The 18,472-nt window shown below is 50.0% G+C and carries 12 protein-coding genes; 1 reads left to right on the top strand and 11 read right to left on the bottom strand.

The window, feature by feature from the left end:
* Positions 1–5: 5 nt before the first annotated feature.
* The 9 genes from B5F83_RS06065 to B5F83_RS06025 all read right to left on the bottom strand — a co-directional run bounded on the left by B5F83_RS06065 (position 6) and on the right by B5F83_RS06025 (position 11,764).
* Positions 6–413, bottom strand: coding sequence for a TraR/DksA family transcriptional regulator (locus B5F83_RS06065; RefSeq protein ID WP_087278369.1), 408 nt, complete (start codon positions 411–413; stop codon positions 6–8).
* An 11-nt stretch (positions 414–424) separates the two neighbouring features.
* Positions 425–3,862, bottom strand: coding sequence for an isoleucine--tRNA ligase (gene ileS / locus B5F83_RS06060; RefSeq protein WP_087278373.1), 3,438 nt, complete (start codon positions 3,860–3,862; stop codon positions 425–427).
* A 138-nt stretch (positions 3,863–4,000) separates the two neighbouring features.
* Positions 4,001–6,856 carry a M16 family metallopeptidase gene (locus tag B5F83_RS06055; protein ID WP_087278376.1) on the bottom strand — a complete coding sequence of 952 codons (2,856 nt, stop codon included), beginning with the start codon at positions 6,854–6,856 and terminating at the stop codon, positions 4,001–4,003.
* Between the two features lie 178 nt (positions 6,857–7,034).
* A complete protein-coding gene (gene rplI, locus B5F83_RS06050) occupies positions 7,035–7,484 on the bottom strand; it encodes a 50S ribosomal protein L9 (RefSeq protein ID WP_087278379.1) in 450 nt (149 codons plus the stop codon).
* A gap of 15 nt (positions 7,485–7,499) precedes the next feature.
* Positions 7,500–7,769: a 30S ribosomal protein S18 gene (rpsR, locus tag B5F83_RS06045; RefSeq protein WP_087278382.1), complete on the bottom strand. Its 270-nt coding sequence runs from the start codon at positions 7,767–7,769 to the stop codon at positions 7,500–7,502.
* A 3-nt stretch (positions 7,770–7,772) separates the two neighbouring features.
* Entirely contained in the window at positions 7,773–8,114 is a 342-nt protein-coding gene (gene rpsF / locus B5F83_RS06040) for a 30S ribosomal protein S6 (RefSeq protein ID WP_087278427.1), read from the bottom strand.
* Positions 8,115–8,219: 105 nt separating this feature from the next.
* Complete coding sequence (locus B5F83_RS06035) at positions 8,220–9,680, bottom strand: aminoacyl-histidine dipeptidase (protein ID WP_087278386.1); 1,461 nt, start codon at positions 9,678–9,680, stop codon at positions 8,220–8,222.
* Between the two features lie 75 nt (positions 9,681–9,755).
* Entirely contained in the window at positions 9,756–10,817 is a 1,062-nt protein-coding gene (locus tag B5F83_RS06030) for a DUF4831 family protein (RefSeq protein WP_158094170.1), read from the bottom strand.
* Positions 10,814–11,764, bottom strand: coding sequence for a hypothetical protein (locus tag B5F83_RS06025; RefSeq protein ID WP_087278392.1), 951 nt, complete (start codon positions 11,762–11,764; stop codon positions 10,814–10,816). Before B5F83_RS06025 ends, B5F83_RS06030 begins: the two co-directional genes overlap by 4 nt.
* Positions 11,765–11,867: 103 nt before the next feature.
* Between B5F83_RS06025 and B5F83_RS06020 the strand changes: the two genes are divergently transcribed.
* Entirely contained in the window at positions 11,868–13,550 is a 1,683-nt protein-coding gene (locus B5F83_RS06020) for a peptide MFS transporter (RefSeq protein ID WP_087278397.1), read from the top strand.
* Between the two features lie 687 nt (positions 13,551–14,237).
* On the opposite strand, the gene B5F83_RS06015 is transcribed toward B5F83_RS06020, so the two are convergent.
* Both B5F83_RS06015 and B5F83_RS06010 read right to left on the bottom strand, forming a co-directional pair.
* Entirely contained in the window at positions 14,238–15,023 is a 786-nt protein-coding gene (locus B5F83_RS06015) for a BACON domain-containing carbohydrate-binding protein (RefSeq protein WP_087278400.1), read from the bottom strand.
* A 26-nt stretch (positions 15,024–15,049) separates the two neighbouring features.
* On the bottom strand, positions 15,050–18,325 hold the full coding sequence (locus B5F83_RS06010; RefSeq protein WP_239383834.1) for a TonB-dependent receptor: 3,276 nt from the start codon (positions 18,323–18,325) through the stop codon (positions 15,050–15,052).
* Positions 18,326–18,472 lie beyond the last annotated feature (147 nt).

Raw genomic sequence — 18,472 nt, 5'->3', positions numbered from 1 at the left:
AAGCCTTATTTGTTCATTTTTTCCTTGGCTTCCACGCACAAGGTAGCATGAGGGACGAGCCTTAAACGCTCCTTAGGAATGAGTTTCCCCGTCTCGCGGCATATACCGTATGTCTTGTTTTCAATCCTTACAAGCGCGGCTTCAAGATTCTGTATGAACTTGTATTGCCTCTGGGCAAGCCTGCTCGCCTCTTCTTTCGTAAGGGACGACGCCCCCTCTTCCATGATTTTGAAAGTAGGGGAAGTATCTTCCACTCCGTTACTGTTGGTTACCGAAGCCCTGAGAGACTCATAATCCTCACGAGCGCTCTTCAGCATATCGAGGATGATGGTTTTGAACTCCTGGAGTTCCTCATCACTGTACCTGACTTTTTCCGGTGCAGGCGCATTACCATTTGTCTCATTAGCTGCCATAGTAAAAATCTTTAAATGTTTTTGACCTTTGTTACTTTTATCTTAATAAAACCTTCGCCCCATTCGGTTTCTGCCGCTCCGTCAAGCCCTGAAACCGCCGATATGGACAAAGCGAGTGTCTGAGCACATATATAGTCGGAAAAATCCGCGAGCGAGTCCGAAATCTCAGCCGCATATTTTCCTCCGTCTATTAAGACATTTATCTTGTCCGTAACCTCGAAACCGCTGTCTTTCCGGAGGTTCTGGATACGGTTTATCAATTCGCGGGCCGTCCCCTCACGGCGCAACCCGTCAGTAATGGTTATGTCGAGGGCTATCGTCAGGGTACCTTCGGAAGCGACGAGCCATCCCGGCATGTCCTCGGAGGTGACTTCATAGTCCCCCGGTTCAAGGACCGCATCCCCTGAAGCCAAGGCAAGCGTATACGTCCCGCCGGAAAGGCCTGCCGACTCGATAGCGGCTATGTCCTGCTGCGAAAGGCCGGCCATGAACGCCGCAATCTCCTTCATCTGCTTGCCGTAACGTTTTCCGAGTGTCTTGAAATTAGGCTTGATTTTCTTCGTAATCAGCCCTGCCGTATCGGTAATGAACTCTACCTCCTTCACATTCACCTCTCCCAATACTATGTCCCTGACCTTCTCGAAACGCTCCTGCATCTTCGGGTCTATGATAGGCACGACTATTTTCGCCAGAGGCTGGCGCACCTTGATGTTCACCTTGCGCCTCAACGCCAGTATCATCGAAGAAGCCCTCTGGGCAAGGGCCATCCTTTCCTCCAGTTCCGTATCGATGAGAGAAGCATCCGGCTCCGGCATCAGAGTGAAATGCACGGATTTTGCCTCCGGCTTCAAATCGAGATAAAGCCTTTCCATAAAGAACGGGGCAATCGGGGCGGCAAGTACCGCAACCGTCGTCAGCGCGGAATACAATGTCTGGTAAGCCGCTAACTTGTCATCGTCCATCTCCCCTCCCCAGAAACGTTTCCTGTTCAGGCGCACATACCAGTTGCTCAGATGGTCGCATACGAAATCCTGAATCATCCGGCCTGCCGCCGTTATGTCATAATCCTCGTATGCCGCCCTGACATCCTTTATAAGGGTGTTCATCAGAGAGATAATCCATCTGTCCGTCTCCGCACGCGAAGCTACCGGGACCTGCGGCACCGAAGGGTCGAACGAATCCACATTGGCATAGAGGGCGAAGAAAGAATACGTATTGTACAGGGTACCGAAAAATTTCCTGCGCACTTCATCCACTCCCGCCTCATCGAATTTCAGATTGTCCCACGGCTGCGAATTGGTCAGCATGTACCAGCGCAGGGCATCGGCGCCGTATTTGTCGAGCACCGCAAACGGATCGACCGCATTGCCGAGCCTCTTGCTCATCTTGTTGCCCTCCTTGTCAAGGACAAGTCCGTTGGAAATCACGCACTTGAAGGCAGGCGTGCCGCTTACCATGGTATGTATCGCATGAAGGGTATAGAACCATCCCCTCGTCTGGTCCACTCCTTCCGCTATAAAATCCGCCGTCGCCCCGAAAGAGTCCTTTCCGAGATTCCTCAGGCCTTCCTGAGCGTATGGCATCGCGCCAGAATCGAACCACACGTCTATCAGATCGCTTTCGCGTTTCATTTTCTTGCCGGAAGCGGAAACGAGGAAAATATTGTCCACATACGGACGGTGGAGATCTATCCTGTTATAATTTTCAAGCGACATATCATCCGGATTGAATCCTCTGTCCTTTAACGGATTGGACTCCATATATCCGGCCGCTACGGATTTTTCTATCTCATCGTAAAGTTCCCTGACGGAACCTATGCATTTTTCTTCCTTCCCGTCCTCGCTGCGCCATACCGGAAGCGGCGTGCCCCAATAACGGCTCCTCGACAGATTCCAGTCCTGGATGTTTTCCAGCCATTTTCCGAAACGTCCCGAGCCGGTGGATTCGGGCTTCCATACAATGGTGTTGTTCAGCTTTATCATCTCGTCCCTCACGGCCGTGGTCCTTATGAACCATGAATCAAGAGGATAATACAGGACCGGCTTGTCGGTACGCCAGCAATGAGGATAGGTATGCACATGTTTTTCTATCTTGAACGCCTTCCCCTGCTGCTTCAGCATGACACACAAATCCACATCGAGCGTAGGGGCATCGGCCGGAAGCGAAGAATCGTATGCGTTTTTCACATAACGCCCTGCAAACTGCCTGTACGAATCGTCCACAGACGAACGCACGAAATCTTCGGACAGGTCTTCGACACAGTAAAAACGTCCTTTCCTGTCTACCATGGCCTGTTTCTGCCCGTTCCTGTCCGTCATCAGCATCGGAGGAATCCCGCTTGCCTTTGCGACCCTGTCGTCATCGGCACCGAATGTCGGAGCGATGTGTACTATTCCGGTAGTCCCCTCGTCAGTAGTGACATAATCCCCGCAGATTACCCTGAAGGCCCCTTCGCCCGGATTCACCCACGGTATCAGCTGATGGTACGAAATGCCGGCGAGCTCCGACCCTTTGAAAACTCCGTCAAGCACCTTGTACGGGACGAGCTTGTCCCCCGGCCTGTAATCCTCGAGAGGGATTTCGGCCGCCTTAGGGTTGAAATGACAGGAAACCAAAGCCTTGGCCACTACATAAATGCCCGGTTCGCCGCTATATGGGTTGAAGGACATCACCCTGACATAATCTATGTCGGGGCCGACACACAAGGCAGTATTCGAAGGAAGTGTCCACGGGGTCGTGGTCCACGCGATGAAGAACACCGGAAGAGTCTCGCAGCCGTAAAGTTTCTGAGACTTTTCATTCTTGATTACCTCGAACTGCACGACTGCCGTGGTATCCTTGACATCGCGGTAACAGCCCGGCTGGTTAAGCTCATGGGTGCTGAGCCCTGTTCCCGCAGCCGGAGAATAAGGCTGTATCGAATAGCCTTTGTACAAAAGGCCCTTTTCATATATCTTCTTCAGCAGGTACCAGAGGGTTTCGATATAACGGTTGTCGTAAGTTATATAAGGGTCGTCCATATCCACCCAATAGCCGATTCTTTGGGTAAGGGACTCCCACTCCTCGGTATATTTCATCACCTCCTTGCGGCAGGTATCGTTGTATTCTTCTACGGAAATCTTTGAGCCGATATCCTCCTTGGTGATACCCAGCTTCTTTTCCACGCCGAGCTCCACAGGAAGCCCGTGGGTATCCCAGCCGGCCCTTCTCTCCACCCTGTAACCGCTCTGTGTCTTGAAACGGCACACGGCATCCTTTATCGAGCGTGCCATCACATGATGTATTCCCGGCATGCCGTTGGCGGAAGGAGGCCCTTCGAAAAATATGAAACGGGGCGCGCCTTCACGCTCCTTCATCGACTGCCCGAAACACTTTTCCCTGTTCCATTTTTCCAGAATCTCGTTATTTATCGCGACAGGATCCAGCCCTTTGTATTCCTTGAACCTCATATTTCCAAACATTTTAAAAACAAGTCACAAAGATACTACTTTTCAACGACGTAGAAAAACCGCGGCAATAAAAAAGCGCGGGACAAGCCCGCGCCTTTGCAATATTTTCCCCAATACTCCTTAAAAATATGCCGGAAACTATGCAGCCTGAGGCAATGCTTCCGCCTCGGATGTTTCAGGAGCCGCAGCCTCGGCAGCAGCCGCCGGAATCATCACGAGTTCGATGAAATTAGGCTGGGAAAGTATCTTCTCTGCGAGATTGCGCACATCCTCGCGGGTCACACTTTCAATCAGCCCGGCCTCGTCAGTGGCCTCGTCAAAACCGTATTTCATAGTAAACCTGGTCTGGTTCATCCACCACCTGTTGCTGAGCCTGTCCTCGGAAAGCTCTTTAAGGAAGTTTTCCTTCGACATGTTGAACTGCTCCTCGGTAGGACCGTTGGCGGCGATATCCTTCAGACCGTCCATAACTTTGGAGACAAGTTTTTCGGCCATATCAGGGTTCATCTGCCACTGAATCTGGAGAAGGAACATATCCTCCGGTTCCAAAGTAAGCAGTCCGGAAACGCCCACACCGTAAGTGCCGCCTTCCTCTTCCCTGATAGTCTGCGTATAAAGGATGTTCATGCAATTTTCGAGATAGCGCATTACCATGTTTTCCTTAGGGCTGTACGGAATCTCGTTGTTCCAAATCATCACGGCCGTTGCCATCGGAGTCTCCATAGCGACTTCATAGTATTCCTCGGTAGTGCCAGGAACTATGTTAATATCCCTTTCAATCGTCTCTATAGGCTTCTTGGCCGTAGGCAGGGAACCAATGTATTTCTCAACCAACGGTTTGATGGTTGCAAGATCCACATCTCCGAAAATATAAAGTTTCGCTCCCTTGAAATTGCCGAATATGTTGCGGTAGTTCTTCTCCATCACTGAAAGGTCGGCATTCTCAAGAAGGTCAAGGGTCATGGTGTGTACACGAGGATTTCCGCCATAGGCAATCTCGGTAAACCTCTGCTGGAACTTGAACATAGGCTGGTTGACCATGTTGGCAATCATCGGGCTGTACCTTCCGATAACGGCATCGTATTCTTCCTGATTGAAGCGAGGGTCGGTACCATAGAGATACATCAGCTGCAAAGCGGTCTCGAAATCCTTCTTTGTCGAATTTCCGCTTATCGATGCGCTGCGTGTGTTGATTCCTGCGCTTACCGATACGTTTTTGCCCGCCAGCATCTTGCTCAGATCCGAATTGGAGAATTTGGATACTCCTTGTTCTGCCGAATACAGCCCGTAAACATCCATGGAAGCGGTTTCCTCATCAGGAACAAGGGACAGACCGCCGTCCACATCGAGCCTCATGATTATCTCGTCCTTATTTTCGGACGAAGGCCTTACAATGACATCGATACCGTTCTTCAATGTCCAGACGGTAGTTCCGAATATCCCTTCCGAAGTCTTCTTGACTTTCGAACCCTTCAAAGCGGAAGCGTCCAGAAGAGGCTCGTTCATTACGATATCTTCGTTAGGCTGGATGTCCGAAGCCTTAACCTCCGCCATTGCGGCGAGGAAATCCTCGGAAGTAGGATGCACGAGGCCTTCCCTTTCAGGGGCCTTGTATATTATCGAAAGGTTTTCTTCCGAAATCATTTCAGGAGCCAGCTGGCTTATGACCTGGGCATTGAGCGAACTCAAAATTGCATTCACTACCTCATACTCGACCTTAGGGTCCATATATGGATAGTGGAAGAAGAAATTGTTGATGTACGAATCCACGAAATCGGCATTCTGACGGCTGTCCGCGCTCTCGGCAGCCTTTTCATAATGAGCCAGTATCTCGGCTTTCGCACGCTCGAATTCGCCGTCCGTAAAGCCGTATTTCCTTGCTTTTTCTATTTCCGTCATCACCGCCTTGAAAGCATTGATTGCATCTCCGTCCTTGCATGTAATCGATGTATAGAAAGCATCGCAAAGTTCGGTAAGGGAAGTATTTGCCGAAAATGCATTCAGGAACGGAGCATTCGGCTGCATGGCTATATCGTTGTACCTTTCCGAGAACATGTAGTAAATCAGATTCTCTACCAAGTCTGCCATCAAACCTTCCATAAACGCATTGTATTCGGCAGGAAGAGCGTCGTAACGGCTCAGGATGGTAATATTCGTAGAAGTTGCCTCAGGGTCGGTAATGATGCCGACAAGCGGTTCCGGATTGGCCGGAATAGAAGGCATCACCTTGTCGAGAGGGGTCTCAGGAGCAGGGACGTCAGCCCACATATCCTTTATTTTCTGCTCGATTTCGTCCACATCTATATCACCGACAACGATTACCGCCTGAAGATCAGGGCGATACCATGTCTTATAAAAATTCCAGAGAGATTCAGGCTTGAAGTTGAGAAGATTCTCCTCGGAACCAATAAGGGTGCAGGTGGCATATTTCGAATCACCGTACATATAAGGAAGGGCTTTTTCATGCATCCTCCAGTCCGCCGTCCTGCGGCTGCGGCGCTCTTCGACTATCACTCCCCTTTCGGCATCGATTTCGGCCGGGTCGTTTGTCACGAAGTGCGAATAGTCATGGATAACCATCAGGCAGGTGTCGATAATGCCCTCACGCACGACAGGAATATTGTTAAGCATATATGTGGTCTGCTCGACTCCGGTGGCTGCGTTGATGTTGTAGCCGAAATTCGCCCCTATGCTCTGGAGATAGTCCAGCAAAGCCTTTCCAGGGAAATTCTTGGTACCGTTAAAGCACATGTGCTCGAGGAAGTGCGCGAGACCGTCCTGGTCAGGGGTTTCCTGGATTGCACCGACATGCGTTGCCAAATAGAATTCAGCCCTCTGTGCCGGCTTGTCATTATGTTTGATGTAATAAGTCAAACCATTGTCGAGCTTGCCTACGCGGACAGTGGTGTCGTTAGGCAGCAATTGCTGGGCATTCGCGGAAAACGCGAAGGACACGGCAAAAATTGCGGCCAATGCTAAAAAAATCCTTTTCATTTTAACTTTTATATTAGAAATTATAATTTTTTCTCCAACAAAGACACAAATATATAACAAAATTCCTTTATCGGCACGCCCCTACAGCAAAAAAGTTGCCAAAAACATATTGGCAACTTTCGCACCTCGCAAAACGAGATAATTATGAAACCATTAAAACCTCTCTAAGCTATTGTCATCACTCTTCTTCGGCAACAACTTCGAATCTTACTGTACCTTTGATGTCACGGTAGCATTTTACCGTAGCCTCATAGCTTCCAAGCTCCTTAATCGGCTCAAGCTCGATATCCTTGCGGTCCACTTCGACACCTGCCGCTGCAAGCGCCTCAGCTACCTGGATATTTCCTACGGAACCGAATATTTTGCCGTTCTCGCTCGCCTTTGCAGCGATTCTGAGCTGGAGCTCGGCAAGTCTGGCTGCAAGGGCCTCTGCATCCTGGCGGATCCTGGCTTCCTTGTGCGCGCGCTGACGGAGATTCTCCGCATGCACCTTCTTTGCCGACGGCGTAGCCATTATGGCAAAGCCCTGAGGGATAAGATAATTGAGCGCATAACCGTTTTTAACTTCGACTATGTCGTCTTTCAGGCCAAGGTTGGCCACGTCCTGTTTAAGTATAATCTCAACCATTTCTCTATCCTCCAACTATTTCAAAAGGTCAGTCACATAAGGGAGCAAAGCAAGGTGTCTTGCCCTCTTTATCGCCTGGGACACTTTCTTCTGATATTTCAGAGAAGTACCGGTAAGACGGCGAGGAAGAATCTTTCCCTGCTCGTTAAGGAATTTTTTCAGGAATTCCGCATCCTTGTAATCGATGTATTTTATGCCCGCTTTCTTGAAACGGCAATATTTCTTCTTTCTGACCTCGACCGTAGGAGGGTTCAGATAACGAATTTCATTGTTTGTTGCTGCCATGATCTATTCCTCCTTTTTCTCTTTGTTGGCCCTTCTCTTCTCTGCGTATGCTATGGCGTGCTTGTCCATGGCGAAAGTAAGGAACCTGATAATCCTTTCGTCACGACGGTACTGTGTCTCAAGGACGTCTATAAATTTAGGTTCTGCACGGAATTCAATCAGATAATAGAATCCCGTAGTTTTTTTCTGAATCGGGTATGCCAGCTTTCTAAGCCCCCAATCCTCCTGGTACACCACCTCACCGCCGTTTTCGGTGATAAGGGACGTGTACTTGGCAACCGCTTCCTTCATCTGGGCATCAGACAAAACGGGAGTTGCAATGAAAACGGTTTCGTACTGTTTGATCATCTCTCTTTAAATTAATTAATAAACCTATAAAACTCAGCCCTTTCCGGAACAAAATACCGAAAAGGGCTGCAAAGATAGTTATAAAAATCGTTTTTACAAAAATTATTTCACAGGAATCTCTTCAAGGACTTTCCTTATGAAATCCCACCATTTACCTACGGTGGCGATGTTCACCCTCTCGTCCGGAGAATGAGGGCTCTTGATGGTAGGGCCGCATGAAATCATGTCCCAGTTAGGATAAGTGCCGCCGAGGATTCCGCATTCGAGGCCGGCGTGGATGGCCATGACGGCCGGCTCATTGCCATAAAGCCCCTTGTAGATGTGTTTCATGGTAGCGAGTATCGGGGAGTCCATCTTAGGAGCCCAGCCGCTGTACCCGCCCGAGAAGGTTATCCTTGCACCGGCAAGTTCGAAGAGGCATCTGATATCCTCGGCATACGCATCCTTGGCGCTGTCAACGGAACTGCGCATCAGAGTAAGGACGGAAGCCTTGCCGCCGGCAGTCCTGATTACCGCCATGTTGTTGGAGGTCTCAACCAGGCCCGGCATCGCATCGCTCATCCTCTCCACTCCGTTAGGGCAACAGTGTACCGCCCTGATATACCTTAGAGCGGCTTTTTCTTCGATATAGACAGCCGGTGCTGCGGTATCTTCGAGGAACACTTCGCCGTCCGGATCCGCTATGGAATATTCCTCCTTAATCTCTCGGGCCGCCTTTGCGACACTCGACCTGACAGCCTCCACATTTGCCGAAGGTACGAGAATCACCGCAAATGCCTCGCGAGGGATGGCGTTGCGGAGCGTACCGCCTTCGACACTGCAAAGCAGAGCCCCCATATCCCTCATCAGAGGAAGCAGCACCCTTGCCATCAGTTTGTTGGCATTTGCCCTACCGAGGATGATGTCCATCCCGGAGTGCCCGCCTTTGAAACCTTTGACATTCAGTTTGAACGGCACGTATCCGGAAGCCGGTGCGGCACATTCCTCATAATCCATTACCGCCTCGACGTCAAGCCCGCCGGCACAGCCGACATAGAGTTCCCCCTCCGTCTCGGAATCGAGGTTTATCAGGATGTCCCCTTTCAGAAGCCCCGGTTTCAGTTCCCGAGCACCTGTCATTCCGGTTTCCTCGTCTATGGTGATGAGGACCTCCACAGGGCCGTGTACGAGGTCTTTGGATTCGAGGACAGACAGAGCCACGGCCACGCCCATACCGTTGTCGGCTCCGAGAGTGGTTCCGTTTGCGCGCACCCATTCCCCGTCGACATAGGCCTCGATAGGGTCTTTCTCGAAATCATGCACCTTGTCGGCATTTTTCTGAGGCACCATGTCCATGTGAGCCTGAAGTATCACGCCCATGCGGTTCTCCATCCCAGGAGTAGCCGGCTTGCGGATTATGATATTGCCGATTTCGTCCTTATAGGTTTCGAGCCCGAGCCCCTTTCCGAAATTATAAAGGAACTCCACCGCCTTTCCTTCTTTCTTCGAAGGACGCGGGATCTGTGTCATCGCATAAAAATTCTTCCACACTATCTGTGGATTGAGATCTTTGATTGTCATAATTTTATAAATTTTAATAGACTTCCGTCATGTTTTAATTACAAAAATAAACTCCAGTGATTACAACTCCGTTGCAATTCATCGTTTTTCAAGCCTTACCGGCATCGACAAGGTGGTTCCGAGCTGGTAGAACTGCACGCGGCTGCATGAAAGCAGCTTCGTCCCGTCCGAAACGGCTACCTCGGCAACGGCCGGCACCCTGTAATATATCAACGGCTCCACCTGTTTTCCCTTTTCGGCAGTTTCGGTCACTTCGGCCTGCGAAAGCCTCTCTACGTTCTTAAGGACGGCCAGCACAGGTCTTCCCGACATGTCGTCGGCAGGTACTAACCCGTTTTCATCCGATATCCTGAATACCACATACACCTGTTCGTCGGGGACCGGCGTAAAATCGAAATTCATTTTCTGGACCGAATAATCCGTATAACCGAGGAAGAGGGTCATATACTGTTCTTCCAGCCTCGTTATCTCCGCCACAGCCGCACCGAGGGCTTCCCCGTCAAAGGTGGCATCGGTGTCGCCGGTAATAATCTGCTCCCTTTTTTCCCTCAAACGGAAAATCGCGGAAGCGGTTTCAGCGGCTTTCTGCTCGACACTTTTCGCAACTACCTGGTTCTGGCGGACGGATATGCGCTCGTACACGCCGTCGTTTTCCGACAAAGTGTAAAGTTCAACCGTTTCGGAAGAAAAATTGCTCCCCGCTCCGGTCCCGTCAAACCGTCCGGAATCCATGTAGGACGGGAAACGCCAGGTTTCGGAACGTCCGCTGAAATCCCCAGGGATTGAAACGAGCCCCTGGGAAGTGAGTTTCAGGAGATCCGGGGAGGCTATCGAATACTGTCCGACGTCCAGCACATGGGCGGCAGACGGATCGGCCTCGACGAAAGGGGTCATCCTCAACGATTTGACTACATACGACCTGCTGTCTTCGGTACGCGCATCGATACCGAGATATTTCCGGGCGAATTCCGCATAAGGCCCGGCGTGAAAATTCTCGCAGACGGCCTCTGCCTCTATCACGACAGTCGTGGACGGCAGGTTGTAAAAAATTTTTCCGGGAGGGGTTTTCCCGCTTGCGCAAATGCCCGACAGGGCAATCGCCGCTACCGATAAGATTATTTTTCCGTACATTCTTTTCATTTTTTCTTCTTTTTCTTCTTTTTCATTTTTACCGGAGGGTAAAGGCCCTCTATGTTTTTCCATCTTTTATGGCTCCACAGCCAATTGGACGGGTTCTCCCTGACATCTTTCTCCAAAATGGCAAAATAGCGTCTCATCAACGCCTCCGCCCCCATTTCAGAGGCATCGTCACAGATTTTTTCCGGCCTCAGCACATATTTTCCCCTTGCCTCCCTGATGTTATGCAGGTAAACCACGGGCATGGAAAAACGCTCGGCCAGATTGGCGGCGCCCATTATCACGTCGGTCGGAAGCCCGAGAAACTCCCCTATATAATAAGGTGTCCCTGTCCCATACGGGTATTGGTCCACGAGGAAATGATAAATCTTGCCCTCATCCCTGTGTTTTATCATATAACGCAAAACAGAGCGACTGTCTATGAACTGTGAGGGCGAGCACTTTCCGTATGTTCGCGCCTTGATTGTGACCTCCTCCCAAAAATCGTTCACCAGCCGTTTGTATGTCGTGGCGAAATCCGATTTGCGGAACTCTCCCTGCGAAACATACAAATCGACGGCCGCCGGAAGCATCTCCCAATTGCCCGAATGGCTGCACAGGCACATGACCCCATGGCCCTTCTTATGCAACCCTTCGAGTATGCCGGCCTGCTCAAGACGGACAAAGCCTTTGCGTTCGAGCGTGTTCCCGTCCTTGCCTATGCACCATACGAATTCGGCTATCAGGTCGGCTATGTTACGGTAATACTCCCTGATGACCGCAGCCCTTCCCTTTTCTCCGAGAGAAGGCATGGCGGCCTTCAGGTTCGCCTCAAGCACGGCGCGCCTGTAGCCTATCACATTGCCGATAAGCCACGAAACTCCCCTGGCGAAGAAATAATGCACGCCGAGAGGCAGAAAAGAGAGCCCGTGCATCAGCGAAAAGAGCATATTTGGCCAAATTTTCCTCATGATTTGACAAAGATACAATAAATTCGTATTTTTGCCCTCGCTTCCTTTCAGTTTGCAACAATGTTTAAACAAATTATAACAATTTTAACTAAAAAACTGATTTATGTTCAAAGGACAACCTAAAGGGCTATACGCTTTGGCCCTCGCCAACACCGGGGAACGCTTCGGCTACTACACGATGCTTGCGATTTTCACCTTGTTCCTGCAGGCAAAGTTCGGATTCTCCGGAACCGTAACATCCAACATCTACGCAGGCTTCCTCGCATTAGTCTATTTCCTGCCTATACTCGGAGGCTGGCTCGCTGACAAATTCGGATACGGCAAGATGGTCACCACCGGCATCGTCGTGATGTTTGCCGGATACGCCTGCCTTGCCATACCTACGGGGAGCAGCACCGGGGCCATAGTGCTCATGGTAGCCGCCCTGGTCATGATTGCCTTGGGAACAGGACTGTTCAAAGGCAACCTGCAAGTAATGGTCGGAAACCTCTACGATGACCCGAAATATTCGGCAAAGAGGGACTCTGCCTTCTCCATCTTCTACATGGCAATCAACATCGGTGCCCTCTTCGCTCCGACGATGGCATCCAAGATAACCGATTACTTTATGGGAAAACAGGGGCTTACCTACAATTCGGACATACCGGCCCTCGCCCATCAGTACATTGACAATATGAACGGTGTCGCCACTATGGCACCGGACGCACTCGCAAAGTTCCAGTCGCTTGCACAGGCACAGGGCTTCTCCGATCCTGCACAACTCGGAACTTTCTCCCAGCATTACATCGACACCCTTGCAGGGGCATACCACTGGGGTTTTGCAGTAGCCTGCGTTTCCCTGATTGTATCCATGCTGATTTACGTATGCTTCAAACGCACCTTCAAACATGCCGACGTCACTGCAAAACAGCTCTCGGCAGAGAATAAAGAAGTCGTCGAGCTTACTCCTGCACAGACAAAGTCCCGTATCACCGCACTCGTACTCGTATTCATCGTTGTGATATTCTTCTGGATGGCGTTCCACCAGAACGGACTTACACTCACCTTCTTCGCAAGGGACTACACGGCCCAGACCGCAAGCGGCATAACCAGCATGGAATTCAACGTTGTCAACCTGCTGCTGATAATCGTAGCCGTATACTCGCTCTTCTCCGTATTCCAGTCCGAAAAAGGCTCCAGCAAGGCTATTTCCGGCATTATTGCCGTACTCGCCCTCGGCGGCCTCGTATGGAAATATTTCCAGCTGGACGGAAGCTCGATAAATGTGCTGCCTCAGATGTTCCAGCAGTTCAATCCGTTCTTCGTCGTGGCCCTCACTCCTGTATCGATGGCCGTATTCGGCGCCCTGGCAAAGAAAGGCAAAGAACCTTCTGCTCCGCGCAAAATCGGTATCGGTATGGCAATTGCGGCTGTAGGATTCCTTATCATGGCAATCTGCTCCATCGGCCTTCCTGTGCCTAACGACCTTGCCACTACGACAACGGACTACAGGGTTTCACCGAATGTCCTCGTTTCGACTTACCTTGTCCTGACATTCGCAGAGCTCTTCCTCAGCCCTATGGGCATATCTTTCGTATCCAAAGTTGCGCCTCCTAAGTACAAGGGAGCCATGATGGGACTCTGGTTCGGAGCTACCGCTGTCGGAAACTACATGACAATGATTATCGGAACACTTTGGGGCGGACTCCCATTGTGGATACTCTGGACAATCCTCATCGCACTTTGCGTAATATCATGTGTCTTCATATTCTCGATGATGAAGAGACTTGAAAGCGCTACGAAATAAGGTAAAACACTGATAAAAAAATTCGCCCTTGATCGGGGCGATTTTTTTTGTTTCTACGTGGAGAGGGAGGGAAATTTGTTTGCGATTACTCGACGATAAACGCAACTACGAATAAACGCCACCATGAATAAACGCAACTATGTCCTTGTCGCAAAGGTCGGAGCGAGTAAAATATTTACAAATAATTGACAATCAATGATTTAACAAAATGTAACTCGCTCCAAACTTTGTCCGGAAGGTCAGGTGACCTGCATCTCCGGTGCGGTGAAACTTTTTCTGGCGGCCAGAGAACCGTATTTTGCCGGAATTACGAGGATTTTTCGGAAATTTTTCACCCCATGTCCATCTATCATTTTTGCAACACATTAATAATCAACTCTTTATCAAAATCGCTCCTGCGCTTGGGTACCTCAGAAACCACCCAAAGCCAGCCTATGTTTCTATAAGTCACTGATTATCAATTATTTCAAAAGAAGCCGGATGGATATGGGGTGGAAAATTTACCGGCAGAATCCGGTTTTCCTTCCTTGTCCTCTTCCAGAAAGGGTCATCACGCCCTCGCCACAAATGTAGCGCGCAAAAAGAGGGCGGTCCGTTTTTGAACCGCCCTCCTGCACTTGCAATCCTGCTTTATCAGGCAAATCCAGACACTTGCCGGCAAGCCGGAAGAAGCTGCCCGAAGCTTGCTTAATTATGAGCCTGGCTAATATTGTCTATGGACTCGTAACCCTCAAAATCGGCATGCTCTGCCGAATTTTCCATCTTGAAATTCACGGATTCGCGATAAACCTTGGAATTGTTGTTTTCCTGGTCTACGGCAAAACCGATAAGGGTATAGGCTTTTTCAAAGTCGAGCACAAAGAGGGTCGAAGGTTTGTCCACAACGGCTGCCTCATCAGCATTCAGCTTGGCTATGGCATCTTCATCGCTAAGTTCCGATGCGCCCAGGCTTCCCTCATAGAGGGCATAACGATAAGACGAGGCATTACCGAAAATCACATTGTCCACAGGCAGGACAGCCTTTGTCGAATCATTTGCAAACTGGGTATATCCCAAAATGTAAAGGGAATCGCTGCGGAAGAAGTCACCATAGGACAAATCGGTGGAAGCGCCCTCCTGGCTCACGGTAAAGTCCCCCGTGAACTCCATGTAAGCCACATGTACGTTGGCGGTACGCGGAGCTCCGGTCTCATTGAGAAGGGCCGTAACCGAAATCTCATAAGCAGTGCGGTCGTTAAAGTCGGTCAGCCAGGAAGCATCGGATGTAATCGCGATTTTCTCACCGGCAACAGGCCAGTCCAATGTGAAAGTAGCCGAACCTGTGGATTTCCAAGCTGGCAACACCTCGCTTATCTCGGTATCTACCATGCTGAAAGCGGTTTCCCCAGTCTCGACTTTCTCCTGGCACGAAACGAAAGCGAGAGCCGCTATAAGGCTTGAAACAACAGCCAGATTTCTAAAAATATTTTTCATAACGATTGTTTATTTACGCGGTTATATTAAAAGAAGTAACGGAGGCTGATCAACATCTGCCAAGTGCTGAAGGTAGATGAAACCTTGCCCCATGTAGGAGCTTCGAATTCATACTTCCCTTTCGAATAAGTAAGAACCTGGTCACCGCTCATCCTGTCGGTAAGGCCCCAATTCGGATTGAGAAGGTTTGCAATATTGTTGATATCGAAACCTATCTGGAAGGTGTTGGTCTTTCCGGCCACCTTGAAGTGGATGTCCTGGGTGAACTTGAAGTTGAAACGGCTCTGCCATGGAGCTATTGCGCCTCCCCTTTCGGAGTACTCGCCCCTGTGACGGCTGAGATACCTGTCGGAAGCTATGAATTCTTCGTATGCGTCCCTGTTGGCATCGCTGACAAACGGCATCCCGGCAAGTTCTTCGCTCGTAGGGATATAGATAAGGTTGTTCGCGCCATAGTCTCCGGTCACATTATTCATGGTGTAGGAGTAACGGGTATAAGAATAATTGCCTACATACATGTGGTTGTAACCTTCATAGAAGAGACCGAAGGTAGTGGTACCTTTGTCGCCCTCCTTTATACGGTAACTTATGTTTGCAATGAAACGGTGAGGAGATACGTATGTCGCATATCCGAGTTCAGGCGTATTGGAACCGTTCACATTGTATGTCATAGTATTGTAAGCCGAAGTAATCTGGTCTCCGATAGCATCGGACACGGTCTTCGACCCGCTGTGGGTATAGGCCGCCATCAACGACAGACCGAAATCGAAGTCCTTCTGGAGCTGTGCGGTTATAGAGTAATAATAACCGTTTACAGGGCTGTTGGTTATATAGTAAGGGTTCACGAGGCTTCCCATCGAGTTGGTGAAGTTCTCAAGCTCCCAATAGTTGCGCGCCATCGGCTCGCCCGGAAGCGTTATTCCCTCTTCGGTCTTCTGCATACCGAGCAGGTTCACATTGACAGATGTCAGTTCGTGGCTGTAAATACCTTCCAAAGAAGCCTCGATGCCTCCCGGGATACGGCCGTCCAATGCAAGGGAGGTCTTCCATGTCGTAGGCATTATGAGGTTCTTGTCAAGAATGGTAGGATTTGCAGGAGCCGCCAGATCCTGGGATTTGAACTCTCCTTTGTAGATATCCTCGAGGATGTCGCTGACATTGGTATGGAAATTAGGCGTATTGGCACCTGTTCCGGTAGCGTCCACATACTGGGCCTGGAGGCAGTTGCTGTTTCCGGCTGCGGATACAATCCACACGAATGGCAGACGTCCCGTAAAGATACCTGTACCTCCGCGGAGCACGAGGGAACGGTCACCGAGGATATCCCAGTTGAAGCCGACACGCGGAGAAACGTTCAGACGTGCCTTTGGCATGTCGGAAGTCGAAAGCCCGTATATCGAAGATTCCGGATGGGTATTGGCCAGCATAAGGAACTCCTTGTTGGTATTGCCTTCAATCGAAGGATAGAAAGGCATCTCGAAACGGAGACCGACGGTCAGTTTGAACCTGTCGTTAAAATTGAGCTCGTCCTGAACGTATGCCGAAGCCTGCATGTACTGGAAGCTCGGATAAACCTGCTGTAGGTCATCCCTGTTGGAATGGGTTATGGCGAATGCCACAGGTTTTCCTGCCGCAACGAAACTCTCCCATGAATCATATACGTAATATCCGAGGCCGCCCTGCATGAAACCGTTCTTGGTATCGTTCCACTCGAACTGGAGTCCGGCCTTGATATTGTTGATTCCCTTGACGATGCTTACTTCATCCGTAACCACTACGGTCTGCACGTCACGAAGGTTTCCGTAAGTGAAAGGATCGGGACCGAAGGAAGTCAGAACCGCCCTTTCCCCGTTATCCGCCGGATAAAGGATATCCACGGTAGGGAAGTTGTCTCCCACGAAGCTGCGTGGCTCGTTCTGGTGGGACCATGTGATACGGAACATATTGTTCACCATACCGTCGAGGAAACGGGAGTTAAGCTCGGCAGCGAGCGAAGTGAAGTTCTGCTCCTGGAAATACCTTGAGCTCTCGAAATACATCGCATAGTCGGAAGTACGTCCGTATACGTTTCTGTTGTATGGGTTAGGAACTATAGGGTTTACCGAAGAAGAAGGGTCGGAAGAATATTTGTTGTCAGTGTGGCTGAAACGGATATTGAACCTGTGGTCATTATTGATGTTCCAGTCGATACGCGCCATCAGCTTCCAGTCAGGAGTGCTCAGCGAATATCCCTGATACCTTCCAGGGTCGTATCCGTAGGTATCCATCAGATAAGACCTTACTTCATCGAGGAAAGTGGCGGTAGGACGGGCAACATTCGTTCCCGGTTTCCAGTTCTCGCCGACTTTGCCATCGCCTTTGCTGGCAATCATGTCCGAGCCCGGAACATTGTCGGCCGAATACTCGAAGTTGACGAAGAAGAAGAGTTTGTTCTTGATGATAGGGCCTCCGATGCTCACACCGGTGGTATTGTTGAGAGACTGGCTGTTCGTCAATTGGATATCTCCGACACGGTCTCCCTGCAACTGGTCATTGGTAAAGTAGTTGTACAGCGAGAATGTCCATTCGTTGGAACCGCTCTTGGTCACCGCATTGATGGCACCTCCCGTAAAACCGGACTGGCTGACATCGAAAGGAGTGATGTTCACCGACATCTGCTCAAGGGCGTCCAGGGAAATAGGAGCTCCGCCGGCAGGAAGGTTGGACCCGATACCGAAAGCGTTGTTGAATGCAGCACCGTCGACAGTCACGTATGAAGAACGGTAGTTACCGCCTCCGACAGCAAGACCGTTGGATGTAACGGATGCCTGAGGAGTGAGGCGCATGATATCGTTCATGCTTCTGCTTACCGTTGGAAGGGCTTCCATTGTCCTCCCGCTTACAGCAGTACCGGCACCTGCCCTGTCGACATTCATGTTCGAATTGATAGCATCGGCATAAGTCACGGCGGCTTCAAGGCCGATAGCCTCTATCTCCATGTCGAAATTCACCAGAACGTTTTCACCCACCGGAGCATAAAGACCAACTGTCTCCGCGGTACGGTAGCCGAGTATCTCGGCCGTAATGGTGTAAGGTCCGCCAGGGGTAACACCGTTAAGACGGAAATTACCGTTCTTGTCGGAAATGGCGTTATACTGCGTACCCGAAGGGGTATGGACAGCGATTACGGCAACGCCCGGAAGCGGTCCTGACTCGTCTGCGACACGGCCGCTAAAGGAAGCGGTAGTAACCTGCGCATGCATGGCTACCGAGGCGAAAATGCCTATCATCGCCGCAGCAAAACACTTAAATGCTTGTTTCATAATAACTTTTGAATTAATTAGATTATGTTAGTGGGACAAAGGTATAATAAAACGGAAAATTATAAAATTAAATCAATGTGAAATTTTTGTGAAAACGGAAAAACACTGATTGTTGGAAAAATATCTTGATTTTCCCGTAAAAATATT

The organism is Muribaculum sp. An289 (genome assembly GCF_002159555.1).
Lineage (GTDB): Bacteria > Bacteroidota > Bacteroidia > Bacteroidales > UBA932 > Merdivivens > Merdivivens faecigallinarum.
Note: the sequence above shows the minus strand (reverse complement) of the source record. Positions and strands in the feature narration are given on the sequence as shown.